This window comes from Alsobacter sp. P4_H11 (assembly GCF_056400925.1).
The window spans coordinates 46,827-72,735 of the sequence record NZ_JBFUKI010000011.1 but is presented as its reverse complement, the minus strand read 5'-3'; the positions used below and the strand labels follow the sequence as shown (position 1 = coordinate 72,735).

General features: G+C 65.4%; 22 protein-coding genes. 15 read left to right on the top strand and 7 right to left on the bottom strand.

From position 1 onward, the window contains the following. Positions 1-257 precede the first annotated feature (257 nt). On the top strand, positions 258-1,382 hold the full coding sequence (locus AC1DSZ_RS18970; RefSeq protein WP_476839916.1) for a mandelate racemase/muconate lactonizing enzyme family protein: 1,125 nt from the start codon (positions 258-260) through the stop codon (positions 1,380-1,382). Positions 1,383-1,393: 11 nt separating this feature from the next. Here AC1DSZ_RS18970 and larE read toward each other — a convergent pair whose 3' ends face one another. Beyond that, positions 1,394-2,170 (bottom strand): ATP-dependent sacrificial sulfur transferase LarE, encoded by a 777-nt coding sequence (gene larE, locus AC1DSZ_RS18965; protein WP_476839915.1) that lies wholly within the window; start codon positions 2,168-2,170, stop codon positions 1,394-1,396. A 163-nt stretch (positions 2,171-2,333) separates the two neighbouring features. Here larE and AC1DSZ_RS18960 point away from each other — a divergent pair, with 163 nt between their 5' ends. Beyond that, the gene (locus AC1DSZ_RS18960; RefSeq protein ID WP_476839914.1) at positions 2,334-3,878 is read left to right on the top strand and encodes a CoA-transferase; all 1,545 of its coding nucleotides are present in this window, start codon (positions 2,334-2,336) and stop codon (positions 3,876-3,878) included. A 27-nt stretch (positions 3,879-3,905) separates the two neighbouring features. On the opposite strand, the gene AC1DSZ_RS18955 is transcribed toward AC1DSZ_RS18960, so the two are convergent. Continuing rightward, entirely contained in the window at positions 3,906-5,279 is a 1,374-nt protein-coding gene (locus AC1DSZ_RS18955) for an MmgE/PrpD family protein (RefSeq protein WP_476839913.1), read from the bottom strand. 285 nt (positions 5,280-5,564) lie between these two features. Between AC1DSZ_RS18955 and AC1DSZ_RS18950 the strand changes: the two genes are divergently transcribed. The 6 genes from AC1DSZ_RS18950 (at position 5,565) to AC1DSZ_RS18925 (ending at position 12,267) form a co-directional block, all read left to right on the top strand. After that, on the top strand, positions 5,565-6,461 hold the full coding sequence (locus tag AC1DSZ_RS18950; RefSeq protein WP_476839912.1) for a Gfo/Idh/MocA family protein: 897 nt from the start codon (positions 5,565-5,567) through the stop codon (positions 6,459-6,461). A gap of 93 nt (positions 6,462-6,554) precedes the next feature. Next, a complete protein-coding gene (locus AC1DSZ_RS18945; RefSeq protein ID WP_476839911.1) occupies positions 6,555-7,250 on the top strand; it encodes a FadR/GntR family transcriptional regulator in 696 nt (231 codons plus the stop codon). A gap of 23 nt (positions 7,251-7,273) precedes the next feature. Continuing rightward, a complete protein-coding gene (locus AC1DSZ_RS18940) occupies positions 7,274-8,998 on the top strand; it encodes an ABC transporter permease (RefSeq protein ID WP_476839910.1) in 1,725 nt (574 codons plus the stop codon). Between the two features lie 160 nt (positions 8,999-9,158). Next, positions 9,159-10,061, top strand: coding sequence for an ABC transporter substrate-binding protein (locus AC1DSZ_RS18935; protein ID WP_476839909.1), 903 nt, complete (start codon positions 9,159-9,161; stop codon positions 10,059-10,061). A 6-nt stretch (positions 10,062-10,067) separates the two neighbouring features. Further along, positions 10,068-11,177: an ABC transporter ATP-binding protein gene (locus AC1DSZ_RS18930; protein ID WP_476839908.1), complete on the top strand. Its 1,110-nt coding sequence runs from the start codon at positions 10,068-10,070 to the stop codon at positions 11,175-11,177. Between the two features lie 13 nt (positions 11,178-11,190). Then, positions 11,191-12,267, top strand: a complete 1,077-nt coding sequence (locus AC1DSZ_RS18925) for a mandelate racemase/muconate lactonizing enzyme family protein (protein WP_476839907.1) — start codon at positions 11,191-11,193, stop codon at positions 12,265-12,267. Between the two features lie 60 nt (positions 12,268-12,327). On the opposite strand, the gene AC1DSZ_RS18920 is transcribed toward AC1DSZ_RS18925, so the two are convergent. Beyond that, complete coding sequence (locus AC1DSZ_RS18920; RefSeq protein WP_476839906.1) at positions 12,328-12,501, bottom strand: hypothetical protein; 174 nt, start codon at positions 12,499-12,501, stop codon at positions 12,328-12,330. On the opposite strand from AC1DSZ_RS18920, the gene AC1DSZ_RS18915 reads away from it, so the two are divergent. The 6 genes from AC1DSZ_RS18915 to larC all read left to right on the top strand — a co-directional run bounded on the left by AC1DSZ_RS18915 (position 12,500) and on the right by larC (position 19,724). Next, entirely contained in the window at positions 12,500-13,381 is an 882-nt protein-coding gene (locus AC1DSZ_RS18915; RefSeq protein ID WP_476839905.1) for a branched-chain amino acid ABC transporter permease, read from the top strand. The two genes, AC1DSZ_RS18920 and AC1DSZ_RS18915, sit on opposite strands and share 2 nt — an antisense overlap. A 96-nt stretch (positions 13,382-13,477) precedes the next feature. Next, entirely contained in the window at positions 13,478-14,254 is a 777-nt protein-coding gene (locus tag AC1DSZ_RS18910) for an ABC transporter ATP-binding protein (protein WP_476839904.1), read from the top strand. A gap of 1 nt (position 14,255) precedes the next feature. Beyond that, positions 14,256-15,011 carry an ABC transporter ATP-binding protein gene (locus AC1DSZ_RS18905; protein WP_476839903.1) on the top strand — a complete coding sequence of 252 codons (756 nt, stop codon included), beginning with the start codon at positions 14,256-14,258 and terminating at the stop codon, positions 15,009-15,011. A gap of 72 nt (positions 15,012-15,083) precedes the next feature. Continuing rightward, positions 15,084-16,826: a GMC family oxidoreductase gene (locus AC1DSZ_RS18900; protein ID WP_476839902.1), complete on the top strand. Its 1,743-nt coding sequence runs from the start codon at positions 15,084-15,086 to the stop codon at positions 16,824-16,826. 51 nt (positions 16,827-16,877) lie between these two features. Then, positions 16,878-18,377 (top strand): aldehyde dehydrogenase family protein, encoded by a 1,500-nt coding sequence (locus AC1DSZ_RS18895; protein ID WP_476839901.1) that lies wholly within the window; start codon positions 16,878-16,880, stop codon positions 18,375-18,377. Between the two features lie 9 nt (positions 18,378-18,386). Then, positions 18,387-19,724 carry a nickel pincer cofactor biosynthesis protein LarC gene (gene larC / locus AC1DSZ_RS18890; protein WP_476839900.1) on the top strand — a complete coding sequence of 446 codons (1,338 nt, stop codon included), beginning with the start codon at positions 18,387-18,389 and terminating at the stop codon, positions 19,722-19,724. A gap of 13 nt (positions 19,725-19,737) precedes the next feature. On the opposite strand, the gene AC1DSZ_RS18885 is transcribed toward larC, so the two are convergent. The 4 genes from AC1DSZ_RS18885 to AC1DSZ_RS18870 form a co-directional block, all read right to left on the bottom strand. Beyond that, the gene (locus AC1DSZ_RS18885; RefSeq protein ID WP_476839899.1) at positions 19,738-20,850 is read right to left on the bottom strand and encodes a LacI family DNA-binding transcriptional regulator; all 1,113 of its coding nucleotides are present in this window, start codon (positions 20,848-20,850) and stop codon (positions 19,738-19,740) included. A 66-nt stretch (positions 20,851-20,916) separates the two neighbouring features. Beyond that, entirely contained in the window at positions 20,917-21,999 is a 1,083-nt protein-coding gene (locus AC1DSZ_RS18880; protein ID WP_476839898.1) for a Gfo/Idh/MocA family protein, read from the bottom strand. 39 nt (positions 22,000-22,038) lie between these two features. Further along, a complete protein-coding gene (locus AC1DSZ_RS18875) occupies positions 22,039-23,361 on the bottom strand; it encodes a nickel pincer cofactor-dependent isomerase, group 22 (protein ID WP_476839897.1) in 1,323 nt (440 codons plus the stop codon). Between the two features lie 26 nt (positions 23,362-23,387). Beyond that, the gene (locus AC1DSZ_RS18870) at positions 23,388-25,088 is read right to left on the bottom strand and encodes an IlvD/Edd family dehydratase (RefSeq protein ID WP_476839896.1); all 1,701 of its coding nucleotides are present in this window, start codon (positions 25,086-25,088) and stop codon (positions 23,388-23,390) included. Positions 25,089-25,203: 115 nt separating this feature from the next. Here AC1DSZ_RS18870 and larB point away from each other — a divergent pair, with 115 nt between their 5' ends. After that, positions 25,204-25,887 (top strand): nickel pincer cofactor biosynthesis protein LarB, encoded by a 684-nt coding sequence (gene larB / locus AC1DSZ_RS18865; RefSeq protein ID WP_476839895.1) that lies wholly within the window; start codon positions 25,204-25,206, stop codon positions 25,885-25,887. The last annotated feature ends 22 nt before the right edge of the window (positions 25,888-25,909 follow it).

The window sequence follows — 25,909 nt, the reverse complement described above, 5'->3', positions numbered from 1 at the left end:
CGAAGGACGGCTCGACGAGAGCGATCACCAGCTTGCGGCGCACGAACGCGCCGATCTCGACACCATACGAGCAAGTAGCCGTGCCTGAAAACGGCTAATGTTGTCTGACATCTTCTTGGCTGGAATAGAGATTGACCAAAATGTGCGGCAAGCACATAGATCAAGCCGCTATAGGTTCGGATGTGTTGCGGTTTGTTCCGCGTCGATGTTTCCGGCCGGAGCTCGCGCTATACCTACCATCAATCTGGAAGTGGCCGATGCAGCATAAAATAAGCAAGCTCGATGTTCATCTTGTCTCGACGCCGATCGTCGGCGGCTTCGCGGATGCGACGCGCAAGGTGGAATCGGTCGGCTACCTCGTCGTGCGGGTCACCACCGACACCGGCCTTGAAGGGGTCGGCGTCACCTATCACGAGGTCGGCGGCGAAGCGACCTGCGCCCTGATCAACCACAACATGGCGCCGAAGCTGATCGGTCGGGATCCGCTCGAGACCGACGCCATCTGGCATGAGTTCTTCCATTATCTGCGCGGCGTCGGCCGCAAGGGGCTGATGTTCTGCGCTCTCAGCGCCGTCGACATCGCGCTGTGGGATCTCAAGGGTAAGATCACCAACTTGCCTATTTACAAGCTGCTGGGCGGCAATCGGACCCGCGTACCGGTCTATTGCAGCGGCGGCTGGACCTCGTACTCCGACGACGAACTCGTCGCCGAGATGACCGGGATGGTCGCGCGCGGCTTCAAAACCATCAAATTCAAGGTCGGCTTCGAGGGCGGTCAAAGTCCTCGTCGCGACGTCCAGCGAGTCCGCAAGGTGCGCGAGGCGGTCGGGCCGGACATCAACCTTCTGGTAGACGCCAACAATTGTTTCGACGCCGCGACCGCGGTCCAGCTGGCCAACAACATCCGCGAATATGACATCATGTTGTTCGAGGAGCCGGTGTTCGCTGACGACATCCCCGGTCTTGCTCGCTTCAAGCGCGGCTCCGACATCCCGCTGGCGACGGGCGAGCACGAGTACACCAAGTTCGGTGTGCGAGACCTGTTGATCCACGACGCCGTCGATATCGTCCAGGTCGATGGCGCCCGTATCGGCGGCTTTACCGAAATGCTGAAATGCGCAGCGCTGACCCAGGCCTGGAACGTCAAGTTCGCCCCGCATGCGATGGAGAACATCCATCTCCATCTGGTCGCGGCCGTGTCGAATGCGCTGTTCCTCGAACGCCTGCTGCTGTTTGAAGACATCACCTCGAAGGTCTTCAAGAACGCGCCCGTACCGGTCGACGGCTATATGGACGTGCCCGACCTGCCTGGTCTGGGATTAGCCCTCGACATGGACTTCATCCGGGAGCACGACGAGACGTCGCCGCTCAGCCACAACTGAGCGGTCCGCGCTTAGCGGATGAAGGCCGAAGACTTGCGGTAGGGACGCAGGCCGCCGAACGTCCGCCCCGTGTCCAGGCATCTGCGGCTTGCGATCGCTTCAAGCGCCGCAAGATGCTGGGTTGATACACCCTCGATCTCGATCGTCACGCCGTCGCGGCGGACCCGGCACCGCAGCGTCACATGCGGCTCCGCCTTCGCAGCCAGGGCGGCCTCCATGGTTTCGATAAACGCGAGGTCGCCCGGATCAATGGCGATCCCGGTTTCGATGCGGCTCGACAGGCAGGGCTGGGCAGGCAACTCGGCGATGTCGGAAAGGCCCTCGTGTCTCGCCAAGTCTCGGACCTGCGCCTTGTCTATGCCGGCGAGCACGTAAGGGTGGATAACTCCGTGCTCGTCCGCCGCCTTTAAGCCAGGGCGAAAGTCGCCGAGGTCATCGAGATTGGTGCCTGAAGCGATCGTCAGCGACGTTGCCGCCCGGATCCGTCCATAGAGATTCGTCTTGCAGAAGTAGCAGCGGTTCGAAGGGTTGGCCCTGTAGGCAGGGTCCTCGAACTCCCGCGCATCCAGCAGGGTCAATTCCCATCCCTCGCGCGCAGCGAACCGCTCGACGAACGCCGTGGCGGCGGCCGGCACCGCGGGCGACACGGCATGAAACAGGGCAGGGCGCGCCTGGGCGCGGCGATGCGCGACGGTCGCCAGCGTCATGCTGTCGACGCCGCCGCTGACCGCGATCGCGATTCGGCCATGGGCATCGAGGACTTCGAGCAACTGGTCTGAGACTAGCATGGATATGGCGCCGCTTACGGCGGGATGAATTCTGCTCCGCCGGCTACAGAAGGGGCCAGAAGGCCGCAAAGCGCCCCTGCGGTCAACGGTGTTCTTGACCGAACGGCATGGCGGTAGTAAGCGGTTACATAGCTTTTCTGACGATTTCCATGGGTGAGACGAAGTGAAGATCATCGAGGCGCGCGAAGCGGTTTCCGTCATCCAGAACGGCATGACCGTCGCCATCTCCGGCGGGGGATACCGTGTCGTCCCGGAGTCGCTGATCGAGGCGCTTGCGGATGGTTTCTCCGAGAGCGGATCGCCACGCGACCTCACCATCATCGCCATCGCGATGCTGGAGCGTGGCCGGAGCGGCAAGGGCGGCGAGGGCACGGGCCTCAACCGCATCGCCAGGGCCGGGCTGATGAAGCGCATCATCGTGTCGAGCTTCAGCCGCTCCTCGACACGCGAGCTCAACCAGGTGATCACCGGGAACGAGGTCGCGGCCTATAACTTTCCCATGGGCACGATCGTCCAGTGGCTCCGCGCCATCGGGGCCGGCCGGCCCGGACTGCTGACCGAGGTCGGCCTTGGCACCTATGTGGATCCGCGCAGCGAGGGCGGCCGGGTCAATGCCGCCGCAGCCGAACCGCTCAGCCAGATTGTCGACGTCGTCGGCCACGAGATGATCTTCTACCCGCGCATGGCCGTCGACGTCGCCCTGATCAAGGCGAGTGCGGCGGACGAGCGCGGCAACCTCTTCTTCGACCGCGAAGCCTTCGACCATGGCGTGTTCGAGATCGCGCTCGCGGCCCGCGGAAGCGGCGGCAAGGTGATCGCGGAGGTCAACCGCATCGTTCCGGTCGGCGAGATCCATCCCCGGATGGGCCGCATCCCGGGCGCGTTCGTCGACGCTGTCGTGGTTCAGCCTGACGCCTGGGAGGATGAGCAGGACCCCATCCTGACGGGCGCGTCGCGCAAGGTGCTGCCCGACGCCATCGACCGCGGCCTGGCGCGCGACGTGATCGCCCGAACGGTGGTCGCCGATCTGCCCCGTGGCGCCATGGTCAACCTCGGCGCCGGGATCCCGATGTACGACGTCCCTGAGGCCGCCCGGCTGATGGGGCGCGATGACATCTATTTCAGCGTCGAGCAGGGCCCGATGGGCGGCTGGCCGCAGGTCGGCGGCGTGTCGCGCAATGTCGAGCTGATCCTTGAACAGCACGAGGTCTTCCAGATCTACGAGGGCGGCGCCGCGGACGTCTCGGTGTTGTCCTTCGGCGAGGTCGACCGGCACGGCAACGTCAATGTGAGCCGCTTCGCCGGCATGCTTCCCGGCAGCGGCGGCTTCATCAACATCACCCACGGCATCCGGAACCTGATCTTTTGCGGCACGCTGACGACGGGCGGCCTGGCCGAGACTTTTTCGGCCGAGGGCGTTTCGATCCAGACCGAAGGGCGCATCAAGCGTTTCGTGCCGGAGGTCGACCAGGTGACCTTCAACGGACAGCGCGCCTTCGCGGAGGGGCGTTCGATCACGCTGGTGACGGAGCGCGGCATCTTCGTGGTCGATCGCGCGGGGTTCCGCCTGACGCAGATCGCGCCAGGCGTCCGCCTCGACGAGGACATCCGGGCCCAAATCCTGTTCCCGATCGAGGTCGCGCCCGACCTCAAGACCATGAGCCGGGAGCTGTTCCGTTGGGCGGCGCCCGGAAGCGTCGCCGCCTGAGCGACGCTTCCGGTATGACATTCCGCTTTAGCGGAGCGTCATGGCGCGCACCAATTCGCGGGCGTCGGGGAGATTGTCGATGTTAGCGGTCATCGCGATCACCTCGCGTGCCTGAGCGGCGGGCAGCACCGTCACCAGCAGCTCCAGCGCCTTTTCCTCGACTTGCGCCCGGGTCATCGGGTTCTCGTACCGGCCCAGCACATTGCGATCTTGGAACGCCCGAAAGGTGCGTCCGCCGGCGTCCACTTCGACGTCGGTAGCGAAGCGCTCCAATCCGGGCGTGGGGCCCAGGAACGCGATTTTGCGGCCCATCGCGACGACGTCATCGTGGCTCATGCGGGACGCATCGTGCGAAGCGTCGAAGGTCAGACGCCCGTCCAGCATCGTAATCGCCATGCAATATCGCATGTTGACGTCGGGCATGAGCGTCTTGTCGCCGACGACCTTGTACCAATCCTCATTGTAGTGGATCCGGATGGCGGTCACGTCGGCCGGTTTCGGCGCGTGCTCGTTTATGATCTTTTCGAGCGCCGCGACGGGGGCCGCGATTGGGTAGCCGATCGGATACTTCTTGATGTCGGTCTCCAGGATCGTGAACACCGAGCTCAAACCGTCAGTCAGGGCGTCCGGACGGGGGGCCGGGCAGATCGCGTCGAGCATGTTGCGGTCGCTCATGTCCAGCGCATCGCCGCCGCCGGTGAAGCCGGCCCGGACCAGGGCGGCCGCCTTTGCTCCGTTCATGGCCGGCATCCCGGCGAAAACGTAGCTTTTCAGGGTGTGCGCCTTGTCGAGCCGCCACGTCGTCAGGCCGGACGCCTCCTGCGCAAGGTAGTTCAGCAGGGCCGCGAAATCCGCCTGGTTGAAGCCCATCAGCGCGCCGGCCGCATAACCTGCGCCAAACAGCGGCCCATAGGCGTGGCTCGACATCGACGAGCTCTTGAACGTCATCCCGGCCCCGAAGGCGCGCGCGAACCGGATCGTCATCTCGTAGCCCAGCACGACGGACCGCAGCAGGTCCTCGCCCGAGCTCCCCAGTTCGTCCGCGACGCTGATCGCCGCCGGCACGACGCCGCAGCCCGGATGGGTTTGGCTGTCTTCATGGGAATCATCAGATTCATCGGCATGAGCGGCCATGCCATTGGCCAGGACCGCTTCTGCGAGCGGCGCACGCAACCTCGTGCCGAGAATGGCGGCGATCTGCGGGCCGTTCAGGCTCTCCGCATAGCGTTGGCCGGCGACGCCCGCTTCGAGTCCCGCGCCGGAGACAATCGCCGCCAGGGTATCGAGGAGATGGAGCCGACCCTTTTCGCGGACATCTTCAGGTAACGAGCGGCTCATCGCCGTGGCTGCGTGTTGCGCCACGATCGGCCCGTACTGGGTCGGCTCGTCGGTCGTCGTCATTGCGTGTGCTCCTTGGGCGGTTGGCGTGGGATCCGGTTTTGCTCCCGGACGAGCGTCTTCGTTCGGCTGTCGCTCGATAGCGGACCCTGGACAGGTTGGCGGGCAGGCGCTGGCGCGGGCGACCGCAGATGCGCTGCTCAGAATGCGTGGTCAGCTCCGGGTCAGGGGAAACTATACATTGACGCTTACCACGCCAGGTTGCTAGGTATGAGAGCGCTTACATGAATATGCTGTCAAGCGTTCGGATGTTTGGTTCAACACGGCGTCGTCAGAGGATCAGCCCGCATGAAACCTCGCTTCGGCGTCGTCGGCACGGCGCATTGGGCGCGGCGGATCCATCTTCCCGGATTGCTGGCCGCCGGCGCCGATGTCGTTGGCCTCTGGGGACGCACCGGCTCCGTAGCCCAGGAGATCGCAGCCGAGCATGGCGTGCGCGCGTTCGAGAGCTTCGACGCGCTGTTGGAGGCCTGCGACGCCGTCACGATGGCGGTGCCGCCCGACGTGCAAGCCGACCTTGCGCTGCGGGCCGCGCAGGCCGGTAAGCACATGATCGTCGAGAAGCCGCTCACCCGCGACGTGGAGAGCGCGCAGCGTATCGCCCATGCGGCGGCCGAGAAGGACCTCGCCGGTCTCGTGTTTTTCGTACGACGCTTCATTCCCGACATCGCCGCGGCGATCGAGGCCGAGCGCGCTCATCCTTGGACGCAAGCGACGATCAAGGCGCTCTCGGGCGTTATGGCGGGTCCCAGTCCCTACGCCAACTCGGTTTGGCGGAAGGCTCCAGGCGCTGCCCTGTGGGACATCACGCCCCACGTGCTGTCGGTCCTGATCCCGATGATGGGAGAGGTCGAAGCCATCGAGGCGCAGCTCGAGCGCGATGGCGTGACACAGTTGCGGACGTGGCACCGGCGTGGCGGCGTCGCCGACATTTCGGTGTCGCTGCACAGCGGGGCGGCTGACGTGGCTCACGGCTATCGTTTCGTCTCGGAGACGAAGTCGATCACGTTGCCCGAACCAGAGCTTTCACACCTCGAGGTGTTCGGGCGCGCCGTAAAAGCGCTTACCGACGCGATCGAAACCGGCGCGCGTGATCTACCCTGCGGCCTGACGCTCGGCGTTGACGTCGTCGACTGGCTCCAGAAGGCGGAGCTGAGCCAGCGCCTTGGTCGCAAGGTCTCATGACAAGAAGCGGGCGCCGAAAGGACCTGACCGGTCAGGCGACCCAAGCCGAAGCGTTCCACGTCAACAAACATCGACAGGGATGAAATGGATGAAATGGCGGACACCTTGCGCGAGACGCTGACCGATCGGGTCATGCGCGTGATTCACGAAAAGCAGATCGCACCCGGCCAGAAGCTGCCGACTGAGGCGGAGTTCTGCTCCATCCTTGGCAGCGGGCGCCCTGCGGTCCGGGAAGCCCTGTGCGCGCTCGAAACCATCGGCGTCGTGGCCTCGCGGAGGGGCAGCGGCCGCGTTCTGATGCCTCTGAATTTCAGTGGGCTGGTCGGCAGCCTCGGCGGCATCTTCGCTCTGTCGGACAGCCGCATTCTCGATCTGCTCGCCGTGCGCCAGGCGCTCGAAGTCAGCATTCTGCCGTTCGCCATGCAAAAGATCGGGCCACAGGCCATGCGCGAACTCGAAGAGGCGGTGGTTCACATGGAGGAGCGCGCCGCCGCCGGCGAGCCCTTCCACGAGGATGACAGACGCTTCCACGCCCTCCTGTATCGCGACCATGGCAACGAGGCGCTAAGCGGCCTTCTCGATTTGTTCTGGCGCATGTTCTGCGCCATCGACCCGCACGCGCTGTCACACCGTGAGCGACTGGAGGATACCGCGGGCCACCACAGGCGCATCTTCGACGCGGTCGCCGACGGGGACATCGGCAGGGCGCAGCATCACCTGGACGTTCACTTCGCCGATATCGCCTTTGCGCTCTCGCAGGATCGCTCCGCGCGATCTGCGCGACATTGACGTCGCTGGCTACGGGACACCGCATGACTGCGATCGCGCCAGACAATCTTGACGGACCTTCGGCGCGCCCGCCGGACCATGGCTGGAACCTGGGCTGGCTGCCTTGGGCTGCGGCATTGATCTGGCTGCTCTACCTCGTCGCCCTGCCGATCGGCTACATGGCCTTCGACAGCGCGACCAACGAGGATGGCGCACTCACGATCGCCAACGTCACGGCATTCCTGTCCGACCAGCGGCTGCTGTTCGCCACGCTCAACAGCCTCGGCGTCGCGACCGGCGTCGCGGTTCTGAGCGTGCTGATCGGCGTGCCGCTGGCCTACGGGGTCGCGCGGACGACCATGCGCGGGAAGCGTCTCGTGCAGGCGACGATCATCATCTCCCTGGTGAGCCCCGACTTCCTGCTCGCTATGGCCTATATCGCGCTCGCCGGCCCGAATGCGGGATATCTCAACGTTGTCTTGCGCTCGGCTTTCGGGTGGGAGGGCGCGGGCCCGCTGAATATTTTCTCGCTCGGGGGACTGGTTTTTACGGCCCTGCCGCACGGCGTGTCGTTCGTCTTCCTCGCCATGGTCCCGGCGCTGCGCAATCTCGATCCGGCGCTCGACGAAGCGGCGCGGGTGCAGGGCGCCAACCTTCGCAGCACGATCTTCGACATCACACTGCCGCTGATGCGCCCGGCGCTGCTATCGGGGGCGCTTCTCGCCTTCGCGGGCAGCCTGGCGATGTATGGCCCGCCGCACATGCTGCGCCTCAACGTCCTCACGATCTCGATCCGTGAGGCTCTGTTGAGGCTCGATTTCAAGGCCGCGTCCGTGGCGTCTCTGACGTTGATCGTGATGTCGCTGGCGGCGCTCGCCTATTATCGCCACAGCACCAAACAGGCCGAACGCTTCCGCACCATGGGCGGAAAATCCTTTAGCCATCGCCCGCTCGATCTCGGACCTGCCACGGCCGCGCTGACGGCGCTCGGCGTCGTCTACTGCCTTCTCGCCCTGATCGTGCCTTACGGCGCGATGCTGGCGGTGTCGCTGATGCGGTCGGTAGGGGAGGGGTTCTCGGCTGGCAACTGGACGCTGCAGAACTATGCGGTCGTCTACGCCAATCCCGCCGTGCGCTCGGCGGCGCGATTGAGCATGACGCTGGCGGCGACGAGCGCCAGCGTGGTCGTCATCATGGGCTTCCTGGTCGCCTACCTGCTCGTCCGGTCGAAGGCGTCGGGACGCGCGCTGCTCGACTATCTGTCGATCCTGCCCCTGGCCGTGCCCGGGACCGCGTTGGCGATCGCCCTGATCGTCGTCTACCTCAACCCGCCCTTCAATGTCTTCGGCTTCTACGGCTCGTTCGGCATCCTGTTGATCGCCTACCTCACGCGTTTCGTGACGTTCGGCGTCAGGACCAACCAGAGCACGCTCGTTCAGTTGCCGCCAGAGCTGGAGGAAGCCTCGCGAGTTTCGGGCGCCGGTCCGCTGAGCACAGTAGTCCAGGTGACCGTTCCGCTGATGCGCAACGGGCTGATCTACACCTGGATCCTCGTCTTCATCCTCGCCCTGCCGGAACTCAGCGCGTCGGTGATCTTGAAGGGCCTGGAAACGCAGACGCTCTCGATCGTGCTTCTCGACATCTGGAACGGAAATGGCGGGCTGGCCTCAGCCAGCGCCTTTGGAATCGCGATGTTCGTTTGCGTTAGCGCGCTTTTGTCCATCGCCGCTTTGATCGGAAAACGAGCGGGCTTCGGCTTCAACAGCTGAGCTGCGCATAACAGTGGAGGAGACGCCGATGGCTGATCTTACGAATACGTGCCGATCGATCATGGCCGGTGGAGTTGGTCTTGCCTTGGCCTGCCTCGCGTCAGGCGCTGCTTGGGCGCAAACGCCGCTGGTGCTCTACACCGCTTACGAGAACGGCCAGATGAAGCCGCTGATCGATGAATTCGAGAAGCAAAACGCCGACATCAAGATCAGCCATTTCCACCAGCCCGGCGAAGAGCTCGTCGCTACGCTCGAACTCGAGTTCCGGGCCCGCAGCCCCAAGGCCGATGCGATCGGCCTCAATGACGCGTCGCTGAACTATCTCCAGACCCGGCATTCCGCATTCGAGCCCTATACGGCCAAGGGGGTCGACAAGGTCAAGGCCGAGCTCGAGAACAAGGCGCACGTGTTCACGCCCGCCTTCGTGAACGTCTACCTCATCCACTACAATACCAAGAAGATCACAGCCGACGCGGCCCCGAAGAGCTGGGCCGATCTGACCGATCCCAAATGGAAGGGTCAGGTGGCCATGGCCGATCCGGCCAGCTCGCAATCGGTCCAGTCCTTCATCTGGTTCATCGCCGATCATCTCGGAAAGACCGATCCTGCAAAGTACGGCTGGGACTACTTCAAGCGGCTGGAAGCCAACGCGCCGCGGCTGGAGTCTTCGCATGGGACGATCCGGGACCTGACAGTCAGCGGCGAGCGGCCGGTTGCGGTCCAGCTCCTGGCCAACGCCCAGACGGCGGCCAATCGCGGGGAGCCGACGAGCAATGTCTGGCCGACGGAGGGGGCGCCAGGCGAACTGTCGGGATTCGCTCTCGTCAAAGGCGCCAAGAACGCAGACGCCGCCAGGAAGTGGCTCGACTTCATCATCTCGCCTGAAGGCCAGCAGTTGATGCCGAAGTCGTTGGGCGGCGCTCCGGTGCGCACCGACGTTGCCTACAAGTATCCGGATGGAACGCCGCTCGACAAGGTCACCATCGTTCCCGTGGATTCGGCCTTCATCTCCGCCAATCGCAAGGCGCAGGCGAAGAAGTTCCACGATGCGATCGGGCGATAGGCGCCGATGACCACGCGCAACAGCGATGCGACGGACCTCAAGCTCGTCGGTTTGAAGAAGTCCTACGGCTCCACGCCGGCGGTTCGCGGCGTCAGCCTCGACGTCGCGGCCGGGACCATCATGTCGCTGATCGGCCCCTCCGGCTGCGGCAAGACGACGACGTTGCGGATGATCGCCGGTCTCGAGAAGCCCAATGCAGGGCAGATTATCGCCGGCGGCCGTGTCTTGACGGACGGTCCCGACGGAGCGCCGCCCGAGCGGCGCGACCTCGGCATGGTGTTCCAGACCTACGCGCTCTGGCCGCACATGACCGTGATGCAGAACGTCGCCTATGGCCTGAAGCAACGCAAACGTCCGGCCGCGATGATCGCGGCCAAGGTCTCGGAAGTGCTCGGAATCGTCGGGATGTCGCAATACGCCGAGCGCTACCCCGGCCAGTTGTCCGGCGGCCAGCAGCAGCGTGTCGCACTCGCCCGCGCCATCGCGACGGAGCCGAGCATCCTCCTGTTCGACGAGCCGCTGAGCAACCTGGACGCAGTGCTGCGCGAGCAGATGCGCTTCGAGATCCGTGCGCTGCAGCAGCGACTTGGCATCACCAGCGTCTATGTCACTCACAGCCAGGACGAGGCGCTCGCCCTGTCTGACCAGATCGCGGTGATGCAGGATGGCCTGATCGTCCAGCACGGAGCGCCGCTGGACATCTACAACAAGCCGCGGAACGCCTTCGTGGCGGGCTTCATCGGCCTCGCCAACATCCTGACGCTTGAGGACGCCTCGCGTCACGGCGTTGGCGTCGGTGGGCGTCTGGGGGATGATGCGTTCCTCCAGAGCGCATCGGGTGGGGAAACCTTCGGCGGCTCCAAGCAGGTGCGCGTCTGCGTCCGTCCCGTCGATATCCTCTTGCAACTCGGCGACGCGCCGCCAACCCGATCGCCGAACGTCATCGCCGGCGAGGTCCGCGCGATGTCGTTCACGGGTGGGCTGGTCGACTACTTCGTCGCGACGGCCCGCGGGCAGGACATCCGCGTCCAGGCGACGCCCCCCATCATCGCGCAAGCCGGAACGAGGGTCGTGCTGACCATCCCGCCCGACTGCGTTGCTGTGCTCGAAGACTGACGGAACAGGCTCCATGACCATCAAGACCGCCACGAGTTGGATGCTGCGCTTTCCCTCCGATCGCGTCAGGGCCGAGCGCGCCGACGAGATGTTCGAGCTGATCGGCGTCACGGTCGAGGACAGTTCCGGCGAACGAGGAACCGGCTGGACGTTCACCTCCGATTACGGGGGCGGCGAGGCGGTGAAGGCCCTGCTCGATGTCGTGCTCCTGCCCCGCATCGCCGGTCGCGACGCGATTGAGGTCGAGACCATCAATGACGAGCTTTTCCACTTCACGCATCGCCTCGGCCACGGCATCACCTCAATGGCGATCGCCGCGATCGATACCGCCTTGTGGGATTTGAAATCGCGGTTGATGGGGGTTTCGCTCGCCCGCGCGCTGGGTCAGGTCCGCGATCGCGTGCCCTGCTATGGAAGCGGGAAGGCCAGCCCCTCGCTGCCGATCGACGACCTCGTCGAACTCTCGGCGGGCTATATCGCCGATGGGTTCGAGGCTGTGAAAATTCGCGTCGGGCGTGAGCCCGACAAGGACATGGAGCGCGTCAAGGCGGTGCGCGACGCCATCGGCTCGCGACCACGCATTCTCTGCGACGCCAATGAACGCCTGAGCCTCCCCACTGCGCTGTGGCTCGGCAAGCAGCTTTGCGACCAGGGCGTCTACTGGTTCGAGGAGCCGATCCTCTCGCAGGACATCGAGGGCTACAAGCGGTTGCGGCAGGCGTTGCCGATGGCGATCGCCATGGGCGAGCACGTCCACTCGCGGCGCGACTTCGTGCCTTACATCCAGGGCGGAGCCATCGACGTGGTGCAGCCGGACATGTGCTTTGTCGGCGGCGTCACGGAGGTGATGCGCATCGGACGGATTGCCGACAGCTTCGGCCTGGCGCTGGCACCGCATTTCATGACCGTTCTTCACATCCATATCTCCGCTGCTCTGCCGCGCGCGACCTATGTCGAGTTCTATCCCTTCATGGACGACCTGCTGGTAGAGGGTCTCCGCCTCGAGAACGGCGAACTGCTGGTGCCGACCCGGCCTGGGCACGGCGTGACGTTCACGGACGAGGCCTGGAAGCGTTATCGCGTCGCCTGACTCGATCGGCCGAGGAGTCGTGCGGCGACTCCGCCGCACCAGGCTGAACCGCCAAATTCGTTAAGCGGTATCGCCCAATAACCAGCTTTGCGCGCGATCAGCCTTGACGGTGCCGATACGCTTCGGGCCGAGTACCAGAAGACGATCGCCATCGGCCTCCTGATCCTCCTGCTTGTCGCGCGTCCTCAGGGATTGTTCGGCACGACCCTCGTTCGTCAGGTCTGACGCCTCCATGAGCCGCCATCTGCCCGTTCTGGCCATCGTCGCGATCGCCCTGATCCTGCCGTTCGCGACCGACAATCTCTACTACCTGCACATCGCGACCATGATCGCGGTCTACTTGATCTTAATCGCCACGTTGAACCTGCTGGTCGGCTTCACCGGGCAGCTCTCCGTGGGGCATGTCGGCCTGCTCGCGATCGGCGCCTACGTTTTCTCGATTTTGGGAACGCAATTCGGCTGGAACTCCTTCGCCGCGCTGGCGGCCGCGGGGGTGATCTCCGCCGTGATCGGCTTCCTGTTGGGCTTGCCGTCGCTGCGCTTTCCAGGCTTCTATTTCGCCATGGTGACGACCGCCTTCGGCATGACTGTCGCCGAGCTCGCCCTGGCCTGGCGCGGATTGACGAACGGCAGCATCGGCATGTCGGCCCCGACCTTCCCGGCTCCGTTCGATACGCCGGTCGGCTTCTACTATCTGGCGGCCGGACTTGGGGCGTATGTGACGTTGCTGACCTGGAACCTTGCGCGCTCGATGTGGAGCAGGGCGATGATCGCGGTGCGAGACAGCTCCGTCGCCGCGTCGTCGGTCGCCGTGCGGATCCACTGGACCAAGCTCGTGGTCTTCGTTTTCAGCGGGCTGACGGCCGGCCTTGCCGGCGGGCTGTTCGCGACATCAGAGCTACATCACGCCGGACGCCTTCATTCTCAATCTCGGGCTGTTCTTCTTCGTGTCGATCATCATCGGAGGGCGCGGGGCCATTCTCGGACCCTTCCTGGGCGCCGCGGTGCTCGGAGCGATCCCAGAGCTCGTCGGCTCGTTCCAGAAATACGGCACCTTCTTCTACGGGCTCGTCCTGCTCTTCGTGGTGCTGATGGTGCCTGGCGGCATCGGTGAATTCCTGAAGTCTCTGGTTCGCAAGCCCGCAGCCGCCCGGACCGAGATCGCGCCTGATCTCGAACGGCTCAAGGCTGCGATTGGGGAGGGCCGCACGTGATCGGCGCATCTCCCCACCGCGCCAGCTTGCAGGCTGAAACGGTCACCAAGATCTTCGGCGGCAACACCGCGGTCAACGCCGTCTCGCTCGAACTTAAGCGCGGCGAGATCCATGGCCTGATCGGGCCGAACGGCTCGGGCAAAACCTCGCTGCTCAATCTCCTGTCGGGCTACTATCCAGTCACGGACGGACGCGTCACGCTCGGCGACATCGATCTGACCCACGCCAAGGTTCAGGATCGGGCGCGCCATGGCGTTGCGCGGACGTTTCAGAAGCCCAAGCTGCTCGGCTCCATGACGGTGCTGGATAACGCGATGCTCGGCGCCTGGCCGGATGCGCGCGCGAGCTTCGTCGAGACAGCGTTCTGGGTCGGCCGTACGGACTCGGAGGAGGCTCGCTTCCGAGATCGCGCGATGGCGATGCTGGCAGGCGTCGGTCTGGCGGACGTGGCCGACCGCCGGGCCGATGCGCTCGAACATACCGCGCAGCGCTTCCTCGAGATCGCCCGCGCGCTGACGTTGCGGCCCGACTTCGTCCTGCTCGATGAACCGGCCGGCGGCTTGACGGTCGCCGAAATCGAGCATCTCGGCAGCATCATCGGCGTGATGCTCGACGCCGGGATCGGCGTGCTCCTGGTCGAGCACCACACCGACTTCGTGTTCAGGGTATGCGACCGCGTCACCACGCTCGACCTTGGCAAGGTCATCGCCCATGGCGCGCCGGCGGACGTTAGGCGCGATCCCGAAGTCATCAGGGTTTATTTAGGTGCATGACGTGCTGCATTTGAACCCAGGCTCCCGCATTCCGGCCATTGGCAAGCCGCTGCTCGAGATCGAGGATCTCCATGTCGCCTACGGCAAGGCGGAGGTGCTGCATGGCGTCTCGCTCGTCGTCCACGAAGGCGAGTTCGTCAGCATTCTGGGCCGCAACGGCGCCGGCAAGACGACGACCCTGAACGCGGCTTGCGGCCTGATCCCGAAGAAGAGCGGCGTCGTTCGCTTCGCCGGGCAGGACATCAGCGACGCGACGCCGCGCACGATCGTGCGGGCAGGGCTGGTCCAGGTGCTCGAAGGGCACCGGATCTTTCCCTCGCTGACGGTCGAGGACAACATCATGCTCGGCATGTACGGCAAGGACGGCTCGATCCATCGCGACAAGCTGGCGCGCATGTATGAGCTCTTTCCCGAAATCGCCGAAAAGCGGGCCCAGCACGCGTCGCGGCTCAGTGGAGGCCAGCAGCAGATCCTGGCGGTTGCGCAGGGGCTTGTGGCCGACCCCAAGCTGCTCATTCTCGATGAGCCCTCGGGTGGCCTGGCTCCGGTCGTGGTCGACCGCATCCTCAACGTCGCCGCCTCACTGTGCGAGACCGGTATTTCGATTCTCCTCGTCGAGCAGCTCGTCGACAAGGCTCTCAAGCGCTCCGACCGCTGCTACCTCGTCGAAACCGGGCGGGTCGTGCATTCAGGTCCGGCCGAGAACGTTCTGGGCGGCGACGTTCTCCATCAGGCGTTTCTGGGCGGCCATAGCTGACATGCGAAAACGTTTGAGGCCATGTAAGCGTTTTCGTATAGTCTGCGGGTCTCTTCTGGCTCAGATGGCCTCATGATCTTCGACTACATCATCGTCGGCGGCGGATCCGCGGGAGCGGTCCTGGCCAACCGTCTGTCGGCCCGCAGCGCCAATCGCGTGCTTCTCCTCGAGGCGGGCATGGACATTCGCCATGGCGCAACCCCGGAGGCGATCCTCGACAGCTTCGCCGGCACGGCCTACCTCGACAAGCGCTTTCTCTGGAACGACTTGAAAGTCACCACCGAGGTCCGGTCGCACAACGACCCGAACGCGCCGGCTCCGCGCTTGAGGAAATATGAGCAGGGCCGCGTCCTGGGCGGCGGGTCGTCGATCAACGGCCAGATCGCCAGTCGTGGTCTCCCCGCCGATTACGACGGCTGGGGAGAGCTCGGCGCCAAAGGCTGGTCCTGGGACAGCGTGTTGCCGTATTTCCGCAAGCTGGAGCGCGACATCGATTTCGAGGGCCCGCTGCATGGGCGCGAGGGACCGATCCCGGTGCGCCGCATTTTTCAGGATCTCTGGCCGGAACACGCCAAGGCGACGGCGCAAGCCTTCGAGGAACTCGGCTGGCCCAATATCGGCGACCAGAACGGCGACTTCCGCGACGGCTATTATCCGACGGCCATCACCAACCTGTACGACCGGCGCGTGCCGACGGCGATCGGCTATCTGGACCCGATGACGCGGGCGCGGCCCAACCTGACGATCGCGACCGAAATGGAAGTCGTGGAGCTCGTCTTTCAGGACAACCGCTGCACCGGCGTTACGGCGCGGGGAAGGGACGGCCGGGCGCAAAATTTCTCCGGGCGCGAGGTGATCCTGTCGTGCGGCGCGATCTACTCGCCGACGCAACTCCTGCGCGCCGGCATCGGCCACGCCAATGCGCTGAAGGATCTCGGGATCGCGGTCAGGGCGCATGTCCCTGGCGTCGGCCAGAACCTGATGGACCACCCGTCGATCTCGGTCGCGGCTTTCGTGAAACCGCATGCGCGGATCAACGGCCGCACGCGGCGCCATCTGTTGCTCGGCATGCGGTTCTCGTCCGGGCTGGACGGCGCGCCTCAAGGTGACATGGGCGCGACCATTGCCACCAAGACAGCCTGGCACGCCGTCGGCGATCGAATTTGTTCGATCTCGATGTGGGTCAACAAGAGCTATTCGCGCGCCGGCGAGGTGAAGCTGCGTAGCGCCGATCCGTCGGTTCAGCCAAGCGTCGATTTCAACCTGATGTCGGATTATCGTGACCTGCAGCGCCTGATGAGTTCGTTCAAGCGCATGGCGGCGGTGTTCGCGATGCCGATCATGCAGACCGTGACGGCCGATCCTTTTCCGGCGAGCTTCAGCGAGAAGGTGCGCCAAGTCGGTGAGATCAACGCGAAGAACAAGTTTCTGACGGCGGTTTTGGCCAAGCTGCTCGACGGGCCCGATTGGATGCGCCGTCGGCTGATGTCGTCGCTGATCCTGGAAGGCGATCCGCTCTCGGTCCTGCTGCGCGATGACGCCGCGCTCGAGGCCTACATCCGCCGCTCGGCGATCGGCGTCTGGCACGCCTCCTGTTCGTGCCGGATGGGCGGGGATGACGACCCGCAGGCCGTCACGGACCACACCGGCCGCGTGCGTGGCGTCGAGGGACTTCGCGTCGTCGACGCCTCGATCTTCCCCGCGATTCCCTGCTCGAACACCAACCTCCCGACCATCATGGTCGCGGAAAAGATCGCCGACGACATTCTCGCCGAGAGCGCCGCTGCGCTCAGCCCGCGCGTGGCGTCGGCCTAGCTCACCCGTCAGGTCGCGATCACACATCGCGCCGCAGAACTGGAAAACGCCATGTCCATCGCATCCGCACCGACACGCGCCAGCTTGCCATCCTCACCGATGGCGTTCTCCAGCCTGATTGGCGGCAAGCTCGTGCCCGCGGGCGATCGCGAAAAGATCGAGCGTCGCAACCCCGCGCATGGCGTGGTGGTCAGCCGTTATCCCAAGGCGACGGCCCAGGACGTGGCTGCGGCGGTCGAAGCGGCCCGCGCGGCGGCCGATAGCCGGATCTGGAGCGGCATGCCCGGGGCCGAGCGCGCCAGGATCATCGGGCGCGTCGCCCAGTTGATCGACGCCAACCGCGCCGAGCTGCGGCTGATCGAGAGCCTCGAAGTCGGCAAGCCGATCGGCCTGATCGATCGCGAGATCGGTGGTTCGATCGCGCTGTGGGAGTATGCGGCGACGCTGGCGCGCCACACCTATGGCGACACCTACGACCAGCTCGGCTCCCAGACGATGGCGCTGGTCTTCCGCCAGCCGGTTGGCGTGGTCAGCATGATCACGCCGTGGAATTATCCGCTGCTGATCGTCAGCCAGAAGCTGCCGTTTGCGCTGGCGGTCGGCTGCTGCGCCGTGGTGAAGCCCAGCGAGCTGACATCGGGCACGGCGCTGCGGCTTGGCGAACTCCTGATCGAGGCGGGCGTGCCGCCAGGCGTCGTCAATATCGTCGCAGGCTACGGCCATGAGGCGGGACGCGGCATCACGGAGCATCCCGCCGTCGACATGGTGTCCTTCACGGGCTCCACCAGGGTCGGTCGCGAAATCGGTCGGCTCGCCGGCGACGCGCTCAAGAAGGTTTCGCTCGAACTCGGCGGCAAATCGGCCCACATCGTTTGCGCGGACGCCGATCTCGACGCCGCGGCCGAGAAGGTTCTGCTCGGGTTCACACGCAACGCCGGCCAGGCCTGCGTCAGCGGTTCGCGCCTGCTGGTGGAGCGCAGCGTCTCCAAAGCCTTCACCGAAGCCGTGATCGCGCACGCCAAGGCGCTCAAGGTCGGCGATCCCCTCAATCCGGATACACAGATGGGGCCTCTCGTCAGCGAGGCTCAAAGCGAGCGGGTGAAGGGCTATATCGCCGCCGGGGGCAGCGCCGGCGCGAAGAGCTGGTCGCGCCAGGCCGGTGCGGAGAAGGAACTTCCCGGCCATTTCGTGCAACCGACGGTGTTCACCGACGTGGCCCCGTCCATGTCGATCGCGCAGGAGGAGATCTTCGGGCCGGTCCTGTCCGTCATCCCATTCGACACCGTGGCCGAGGCCGTGAACATTGCCAACAACACGATCTACGGCCTGGCTGCTGGCGTCTGGACGCGCGACCTCGACAAGGCGTTCCTGTTCGGCCGCAGCCTTAAGGCCGGGACGGTCGAGGTGAACACCTTTCTGGCCGGAGCCCCCGAGCTGCCCTTGACCGGCCATGGCCAAAGCGGCGTCGGCCATGAGAAGGGCCGCTACGCGGTGGAGGAATTCACCGAGCTGAAGACCATCCAGCTTCAGTTCAACTCTGCTCCTCTGTAGGCGAACGCGATGGCGCGGACGATCCTGCTCGAGCCGGTTGGAGGCATCGCGGGCGACATGTTCGTCGCCGCCCTGCTCGACGCCTTCCCGTATCTGAAAGCCCGCGTTCTCGGCGACGCCAACGCCGTCCTGCCCGACGGCGTCGGCGAGGCATGGCTCGAGCCGGGGCACAGCAACGGCGTCAGGGCGCTGCGCCTAAAGCTCGGAAGCCCGCAGGAGCCCGCGCCTTATTCGCACGCCCATCCACACCACCACCACGAGGAGCTACGCGCGCACAACCATCGGCCTCACGAAGACCGCACTCATTATCATGTCCATGGCGTCCACGGTGAGGCCGATCAGAGCCCCAAGCACCGCCATGACGTCCAGGCTCCGCTGTCCCGCTATCGCGATCTCGTCACCCGGATCGAAGCGGCTCAGCTCGCTGCGGGAACCGCCAGCCGCGCTGTCGCGATCCTGACGATCCTCGCCAAGGCCGAGGCGCACATTCATGGCGTCGCCCTGGACGACGTGCATTTCCATGAGATAGCGGACTGGGATTCGCTGCTCGACGTCGTGGCTGCCGGCAGCATCGCGGCGGCGCTTGCCGACTGCGTCTGGCGTGTCGCCGACCTCCCGCGCGGGGCTGGGTTGGTGAAGACGCAGCACGGGCTCCTGCCTGCGCCCGCGCCCGCCACCGCAGAAATCCTGCAGGGTTTCACCTGGCGCGATGACGGCGTCGGCGGCGAGCGCGTCACCCCGACGGGCGCGGCAATCCTGCGCCACCTGGTCGAACGTCCCGGTGAGGCAGGGCCGATCGCCGGGCGGCTCCTGGCGACCGGCTACGGCGCGGGCGTCCGCAGGCTCGAGGCCATGCCCAACATAATGCGCGCCAGCGTCTATGAGCCCGCTGCGACGACGAGTCTCTCGGAAACCGTCGTCGTCACCGCGTTCGACGTCGACGACATGACGGGGGAGGAGATCGCCGTGGCGTGTGACCGGCTGCGCGCGCATCCGGGCGTTCTCGACGTCTCACTGACGCTTCGGATCGGCAAGAAGGGCCGCGCCTTGCACGGGTTTCGCATCCTGTCGGACGCAGCCGCAACCGACGCGGTGCATGCCGAATGCTTCCGGGAAACCGCCACCATCGGCCTTCGCTGGAGAACCGAGCAAAGACGCGTGCTGCCGCGGACGTTCGACACCAGCTCCGGCGAGCCCGCCTTGCGGCGCAAGATCGTGCGACGGCCCGGCGATGTCGTGAATGCCAAGGTCGAAAGCGACGATCTGGCGGGCGCCCCGACCCTGGCGAAGCGCCGGGCGCTGAAGCAGGCGGCGGAGGCCAGCGCGGATCTTAAAGCGGACCAGTAACGCCCGGGGCGCCTCAGGCGCGCGCCGGCCCAGTCGACCGCGGCGGAGCCGTCGTGCCGCGGATCACTAGTTCCGCCTCGATGCGCGCCGGAAGCTCGGTTTCGCCATGGTCGAGCCGGTCGAGAATATAGCGCGCGATCGTATGGCCGATATGACGCGCCGGAACCCGTATGGTCGTCAGCGGGGGATCGATCTGAGCGGCCAGTTCGACATCGTCGAAGCCAACGATGCTGACGTCGTGCGGCACCGACAGCCCGGCCGCTCGCGCCTCGATCAGGGCGCCCGCCGCAAGATAGTCGTTGGCGCACACCACGGCCGTCGGTGGATTGTCCGTCGCCAGCAGCGTCTGCATGCCTTCACGCCCCGAGCCGATCAGGAAATGCGAGACCTCGACGAAATGCTGGGGCCGCACCGCAAGGCCTTCCTTGGCGAGGGTGGCGTTGACGCCTTCGATGCGCTGGCGGATGCGATCGTTATGCTTGAAGCCACGGGTGATGATGCCGAACCGTGTATGGCCGAGGTCGAGCAGGTGCTGCGCGAGTTTCGACATCTCGAGGAAGTTGTCGAAGCCGATGCAGTTCTTGGTGCCGTAGCGTCCGCTGGTATAGGCGATCACATAGAAGATGTTTCGCCGTTCCAGCAAAGCCATCAGCTCGGGCGGCTGGTCCTCGCCCATCAGGATGAGGCACTCCACGCCGCGCTCGATCATGTTGAAGGCTTGCTTCAGCGTGGTCTGGACGATCGGGTCCGGCCAGCCCATCAGCAACGTGTAGTCAGCCAGCGCGAGCTCGTGCTGCAACGCTTCGATCATCGACGCGATGGTCTGGTGACCGAACGTCGGGATCAGGACGCCGATCGTGCGGGTTCGCAGCGACGCAAGGGCCTTGGCGGCGCCATGCGGGATCCAGTTCAGCGCCAGGATGGCGGCTTCGACCTTCTCGCGCGCAACGGGTGAAACGAGCCGCGGCGTGTTGATGGCGCGCGAGGCTGTTGCGGTGGAGACCCCCGCCTGCCGTGCGACATCGGCCAGCTTGATGGCGCCCTGAAACGGCTTGCGAACCCTGCGCTGCTTGAGCGCGGGCCTTTCCGAAGCGGCAGCAACGGTTTCAGTGGGTTTTTTCGCCATGGACTCTTCGCCGGATCAACGCTGACGAAACATGTTACAAGAAAACCGCAAAAAATCCTGCTGTCGCTAAGTAGGCGTCCACCCCCTGTAAAGCGGGTGCCCCGGTCCGATCGGCAGGTCGACGACGCTGCGCGATTCGTTGGCGTGGAACAGAGCTGTGACCAGTTCCAACGTGCGGCGCGCATCATCCAGCGTCACCGGGAAGGGAAGGCGCTTGCCAATGGCGTCGTGAAAGAGCTCGAACTGCCGGGCAAATGTGACATGTTCGACGGCAGGAACCTCGGCCGCCTTGGCGTTGAGCGCTTCGGCGAGTTCCGGGCGCTGAGGGATGATCAGCCAGGGCTCGTCGCCAGGCCGGATCGCATCGCCATCATACCCCATGCGCTCGAAGGTCACGTTCTCGAAGCATAGCCTGATCCGGGTGACGGGCCGCGCCGAGCCCAAGGTCGCGGTCAACGAGGCCAACGAACCATTCTGCATGACAAGTGAAGCGACGGCGCAGTCCTCGACCTCGATCGGATTGACGCGCGTCGCCTTGAAAGCCGCGACGCTCGCGATCGGCCCCATGAGCCACATGAACAGGTCGTGGATGTGGATCGACTGGGTCAGCAGCACGCCGCCTAGTTCGGTCGCGAACTTCCCGCGCCACGGCACCTTGTAGTAGTCTGCTCCGCGCTTCCAGGCCGTCTCGACTGAGGAGACGAAGGGGCGCCCTGTCAGTCCGGAGTCGATCACGTGCTTGATGCGCGCGATGCCGTTGCCGAACCTGTACTGGAAGATCGGCATCACGCGCGCGCTCGCCTTCGCCTGCGCGGCGATCACCTCGTCCATCAACTGCAGCGAACTCGTGAACGGCTTTTCGCAGATCACATGCTTGCCCGCCTGCAGGGCCGCCATCACCATCTCGAAATGCAGCGACGGCGGCGTGCAGATCGAGACGGCGTCGATCGCGGGTGATTTCAGAAGCTCCGCGTAGTCGGTGTAGCGCTGCGGAACGCCGTGCTCGGCGGCGAAGGCGTCGACGCGCGCCGGATCCACGTCACAGCAGGCGACGACGTCGAACAACTCCGGAAGCAGGCCGAAGCCCTGCGAAACGTGCGAACCGGCCACCCACCCGCAACCGACGATCGCGACCCTGAGCTGCGCCATGAGAGTCTCCTAATGCTTCTTGCCGGCTTTCGAGCCAGTTCAGGGCGTTTCGTCGGCCGCGTAGGCGCGCGTCAGCAGCGCGCCGGCTTCGTTGAAGCGCAGCGGGAAGGGCTCGCCGATGTCGCTGGCCTGGCCGCTCGCCTCGAGATCCGCCAGCAACGCTTCGGAGATCAGGATGTCATCGAGATGCAGGGTCGAGCGGATCAGGCAGAGCCGCGTCGTGAGGTCCGTCGCCGACCAGGAGGTTGAGACCGTCGCCCGTAGGACGTCGAGATCATGCGGAAGCACGATCGGCATTCGTGACTTCTCGACCAGCGTCGACGTCAGCGAATTCATGTAGATCATCTGGAGGTCGATCTGTTCGACGACCCCCACGGTGGTGAAGTCCGCGAGGCCGACGCCCAGGCCATTCCCGCCCGTCGCCTTGCTAAGGCCAAGCACCGCGATCCGGGACACGAACGGCGGCGGATTGGGGATGGAGCGCAGATCCGCCCGGCCCATCACGGCGTGGTCCATCCCGGCGCCGCTGATGTTCTTGCCGATCTGCTCGACCACGAGCGCGTCGATGGGGTCGAAGGGAAGCCGCGCCGTAAACGATTTGGCCTCGACCAGCAGTCTTTGGTCCGACGTGAAAAAGTCCTCGGGCTCGACCCCCTCGATGCGAACCATCTCCTTGGCGGCGTTTTCCACGAGGGCAATGCCGTAGGCGACGGGCGATTTCTGCAAGGCGAGGCGCGCCAGCGCCGGGAGCGTATCGCTCAGGCCCGGTGGTCCGATGCGATGGACCTGCTGGGCGCCTTCGGCCTTGCCCAGCCCGACCGCGACCATCTTGCAGAGTCCGCTTTCAACCGGCCGGTCGAAGGTGGTGTGGGACTTAACCCGGTTGATGACCAGCACGGCGTCGGCGCCGGCCGCATGGCGGTCGAACTTGCAGCGCGCGCCGTCAGCGGTCTCGCCGTAGTCGACCACATCCATCGTCGCCCGGATGGGGACGCGGAGGTACTCCTCAGTCATGCCCAGGCTGGCGAGAACCTTCACCTGTCCTTCGGCCGTGCCGCCGCCATGGCTTCCCATGGAGGGCACCACAAAGGGCTGCAGACCCATGGCCTTGAGCTCGGCGATCGCCTCCCTAGCGATCAGCGCGATATGCGAGATCCCGCGGCTGCCCAGCCCGACCGCGACGCTGGCGCCAGGCGCGAGGGCGCCGAGACGCCGACTGGCCCGCACCGCCCGCCGGACGGTGGCTTCGATATCGGTGATGGGGACACCACGCGGGTGCTTCAGCTTGACGCGGCGAACGTGCGGGATCTCGACCTTCGCCAAAAATGGGAAGTCGATGGCGGGGAACGTGACGCTTGGCATGGGGTACTCCTCGCCGTCGCGGGCGCCTAGAAGATCGGGCCTGACGGCGCCGATTTGCGCAGGAAGGCGAAGTCACATCCGTGTTCGGCCTGCATGACCTGCTCCGAATACAGCTTGTAGTAGCCGCGCTCGGAGCCCTCCATCACGGGAGCGGTCCACTGCGCCTTTCGCCGGGCGAGTTCCGCCTCATCGACCAGCAGTTCGAGCTCGCCCTTCGCCACGTCGAGGCAGATGCGGTCGCCATCGCGGATCAGCCCGATCGGGCCGCCGATAGCGGCTTCTGGACTGGCGTGCAGCACGATGGTGCCGAAGGCGGTGCCGCTCATGCGGGCGTCGGAGATCCGCACCATGTCCTTGACGCCCTGGGCGGCGAGCTTCTTGGGGATCGGCAGATAGCCGGCCTCCGGCATGCCTGGCGCCCCCTTGGGGCCGGCGTTCTGCAGGACCAGGATGTCATCGGCGGTGACGTCGAGATCGGGGCTGTCGACCCGTTCGGCGAGGTCCTTGAGCGACGTGAACACCACCGCCCGGCCGGTATGGGAGAGCAGCGCGGCGGTCGCGGCGGACTGCTTGATGATCGCGCCGTTGGGGGCGAGATTGCCCCGGAGCACGCGCAAGCCGCCGCCGGTGTGGATCGGGTTGTCGAGCGGGCGCACCACGGTCTGGGGCCACCCCGCCTCGGCGTTCGCGATGTTCTCGCCTAGGGTCTTGCCGGTAACGGTCAGGCAGTCGGCGTCGAGATGCTCGATGATCTCGCGCATGATCGTGGTCAACCCGCCGGCCTTGTGCAGGTCTTCCATGTAGTGCTGGCCGGAGGGCTTCAGGTCGACGAGCACCGGGGTCTCGGCGCCCATGCGATCGAAGGCTCCCATGTCGAGGTCGACGCCGATGCGGCCGGCAATCGCGGCGAGGTGGACGAGGCCGTTGGTCGAGCCGCCGGTCGCCTGCAGGATGCGCATTGCGTTCTTCAGCGAGCGCTCGGTGATGATTTGGCTCGGGCGAAGGTTTTCCCGAGCCATGGCCACGGCGCGTGCGCCCGACGCCTCGGCATGGCGCAGGCGATCGGCCGACACGGCCGGGATCGCCGCGCCGCCCGGCAGCATCATGCCCATCGCCTCGGACATCAGCGCCATCGTGCTGGCGGTCCCCATCACCATGCAAGTGCCTGGCCCCGGGGCGAGACGACCGCTTATCGCCTCGATCTCCGCCTCGTCGATCGCGCCGGCGCGATGCTGGCCCCAGAGCCGCCGGCAATCGGTGCAGGCGCCGAGGCGCTCGCCCTTGTGGTGTCCGGTGATCATCGGGCCGGTCACGGTGAGGATCGCAGGGACGTCGGCGCTGACCGCTCCCATGAGCAACGCGGGCACCGTCTTGTCGCACCCGCCGATCAGCACGACTGCGTCCATCGGCTGCGCACGGACCAGCTCCTCGGTATCCATCGCCATCAGGTTGCGCAGGAACATCGAGGTCGGATGCGTGAAGGATTCCGCGAGCGAGACGATCGGAAATTCGATCGGCAGGCCGCCCGCGAGCATGACGCCGCGCTTGATCGCCTCGATCATGTCGGGGACGTTCTTGTGGCAGGCGTTGTAGCCGGAGAACGTGTTGGTGATGCCGATGATGGTGCGGTCGAGGGCGTCGTCGGAATAGCCCATCGCCTTGATGAAGGCCTTGCGCAGGAACAGTGAGAAGCCGGCGTCGCCGTAGTTCGCCAATCCCTTGCGCATTCCGCTACGCTCGTCCGACATGCCGACGCCCTTTCCTGGATCGAAACTTCGATATAAGAGTTCGCCGGCGACAATGAAAGCGCTTTCGGAGCGCTTGGCGATGTAGGTGGCCCGGGTGACCGACGACATTAAGATGGACTGGGGGAGGTCCCTCCGCACAGGGGTGTCCGAAGCCGTTCTGTGCCCGGGCAAGTCGCTCGCGCAGATCGACGCGATCGTCGCCCTGGCGCTCGAGGCGGGCAGGGGTCTGCTTTTGACCCGCCTCGATGAAGACCGCTTCACCGCCCTGTCATGCTCCGCCCGATCCGATGTCGACTACGATCCTGTCTCGCGGACCGCCATTGTGGTGCGACCGGACGGAGGCGATCAACCCGCGGGGGACCCACCGACGGCCTCAGTCGTGATCGTCTCGGCCGGCGCTTCAGATTTGCCTGTCGCGCGGGAAGCCGCACGAACGCTGCAGTTCCATGGCCTCGAGCCGACCGGGATCCACGATGTCGGGGTCGCCGGGCTCTGGCGGTTGATGGAGCGCCTGCCGGAAATCGAACGCCACGACATCGTCATCGCCGTAGCCGGCATGGAAGGAGCGCTGTTCAGCGTTCTTGCAGGGTTGGTGCGGGCTCCCGTCATCGCGACGCCCACATCCGTCGGGTACGGCGTGGGCGCCGGCGGCAAGGTGGCGTTGGGCTCGGCGCTCTCAAGCTGCGCGGCCGGCCTCGTCGCCGTCAACATCGACAATGGCTTTGGCGCCGCCTGCGCGGCCCTGAAGATCGCGGGGCTGGCGCGGCGCGCGCGGTGAGGCCTGGAAGTTCGGTGTGGAG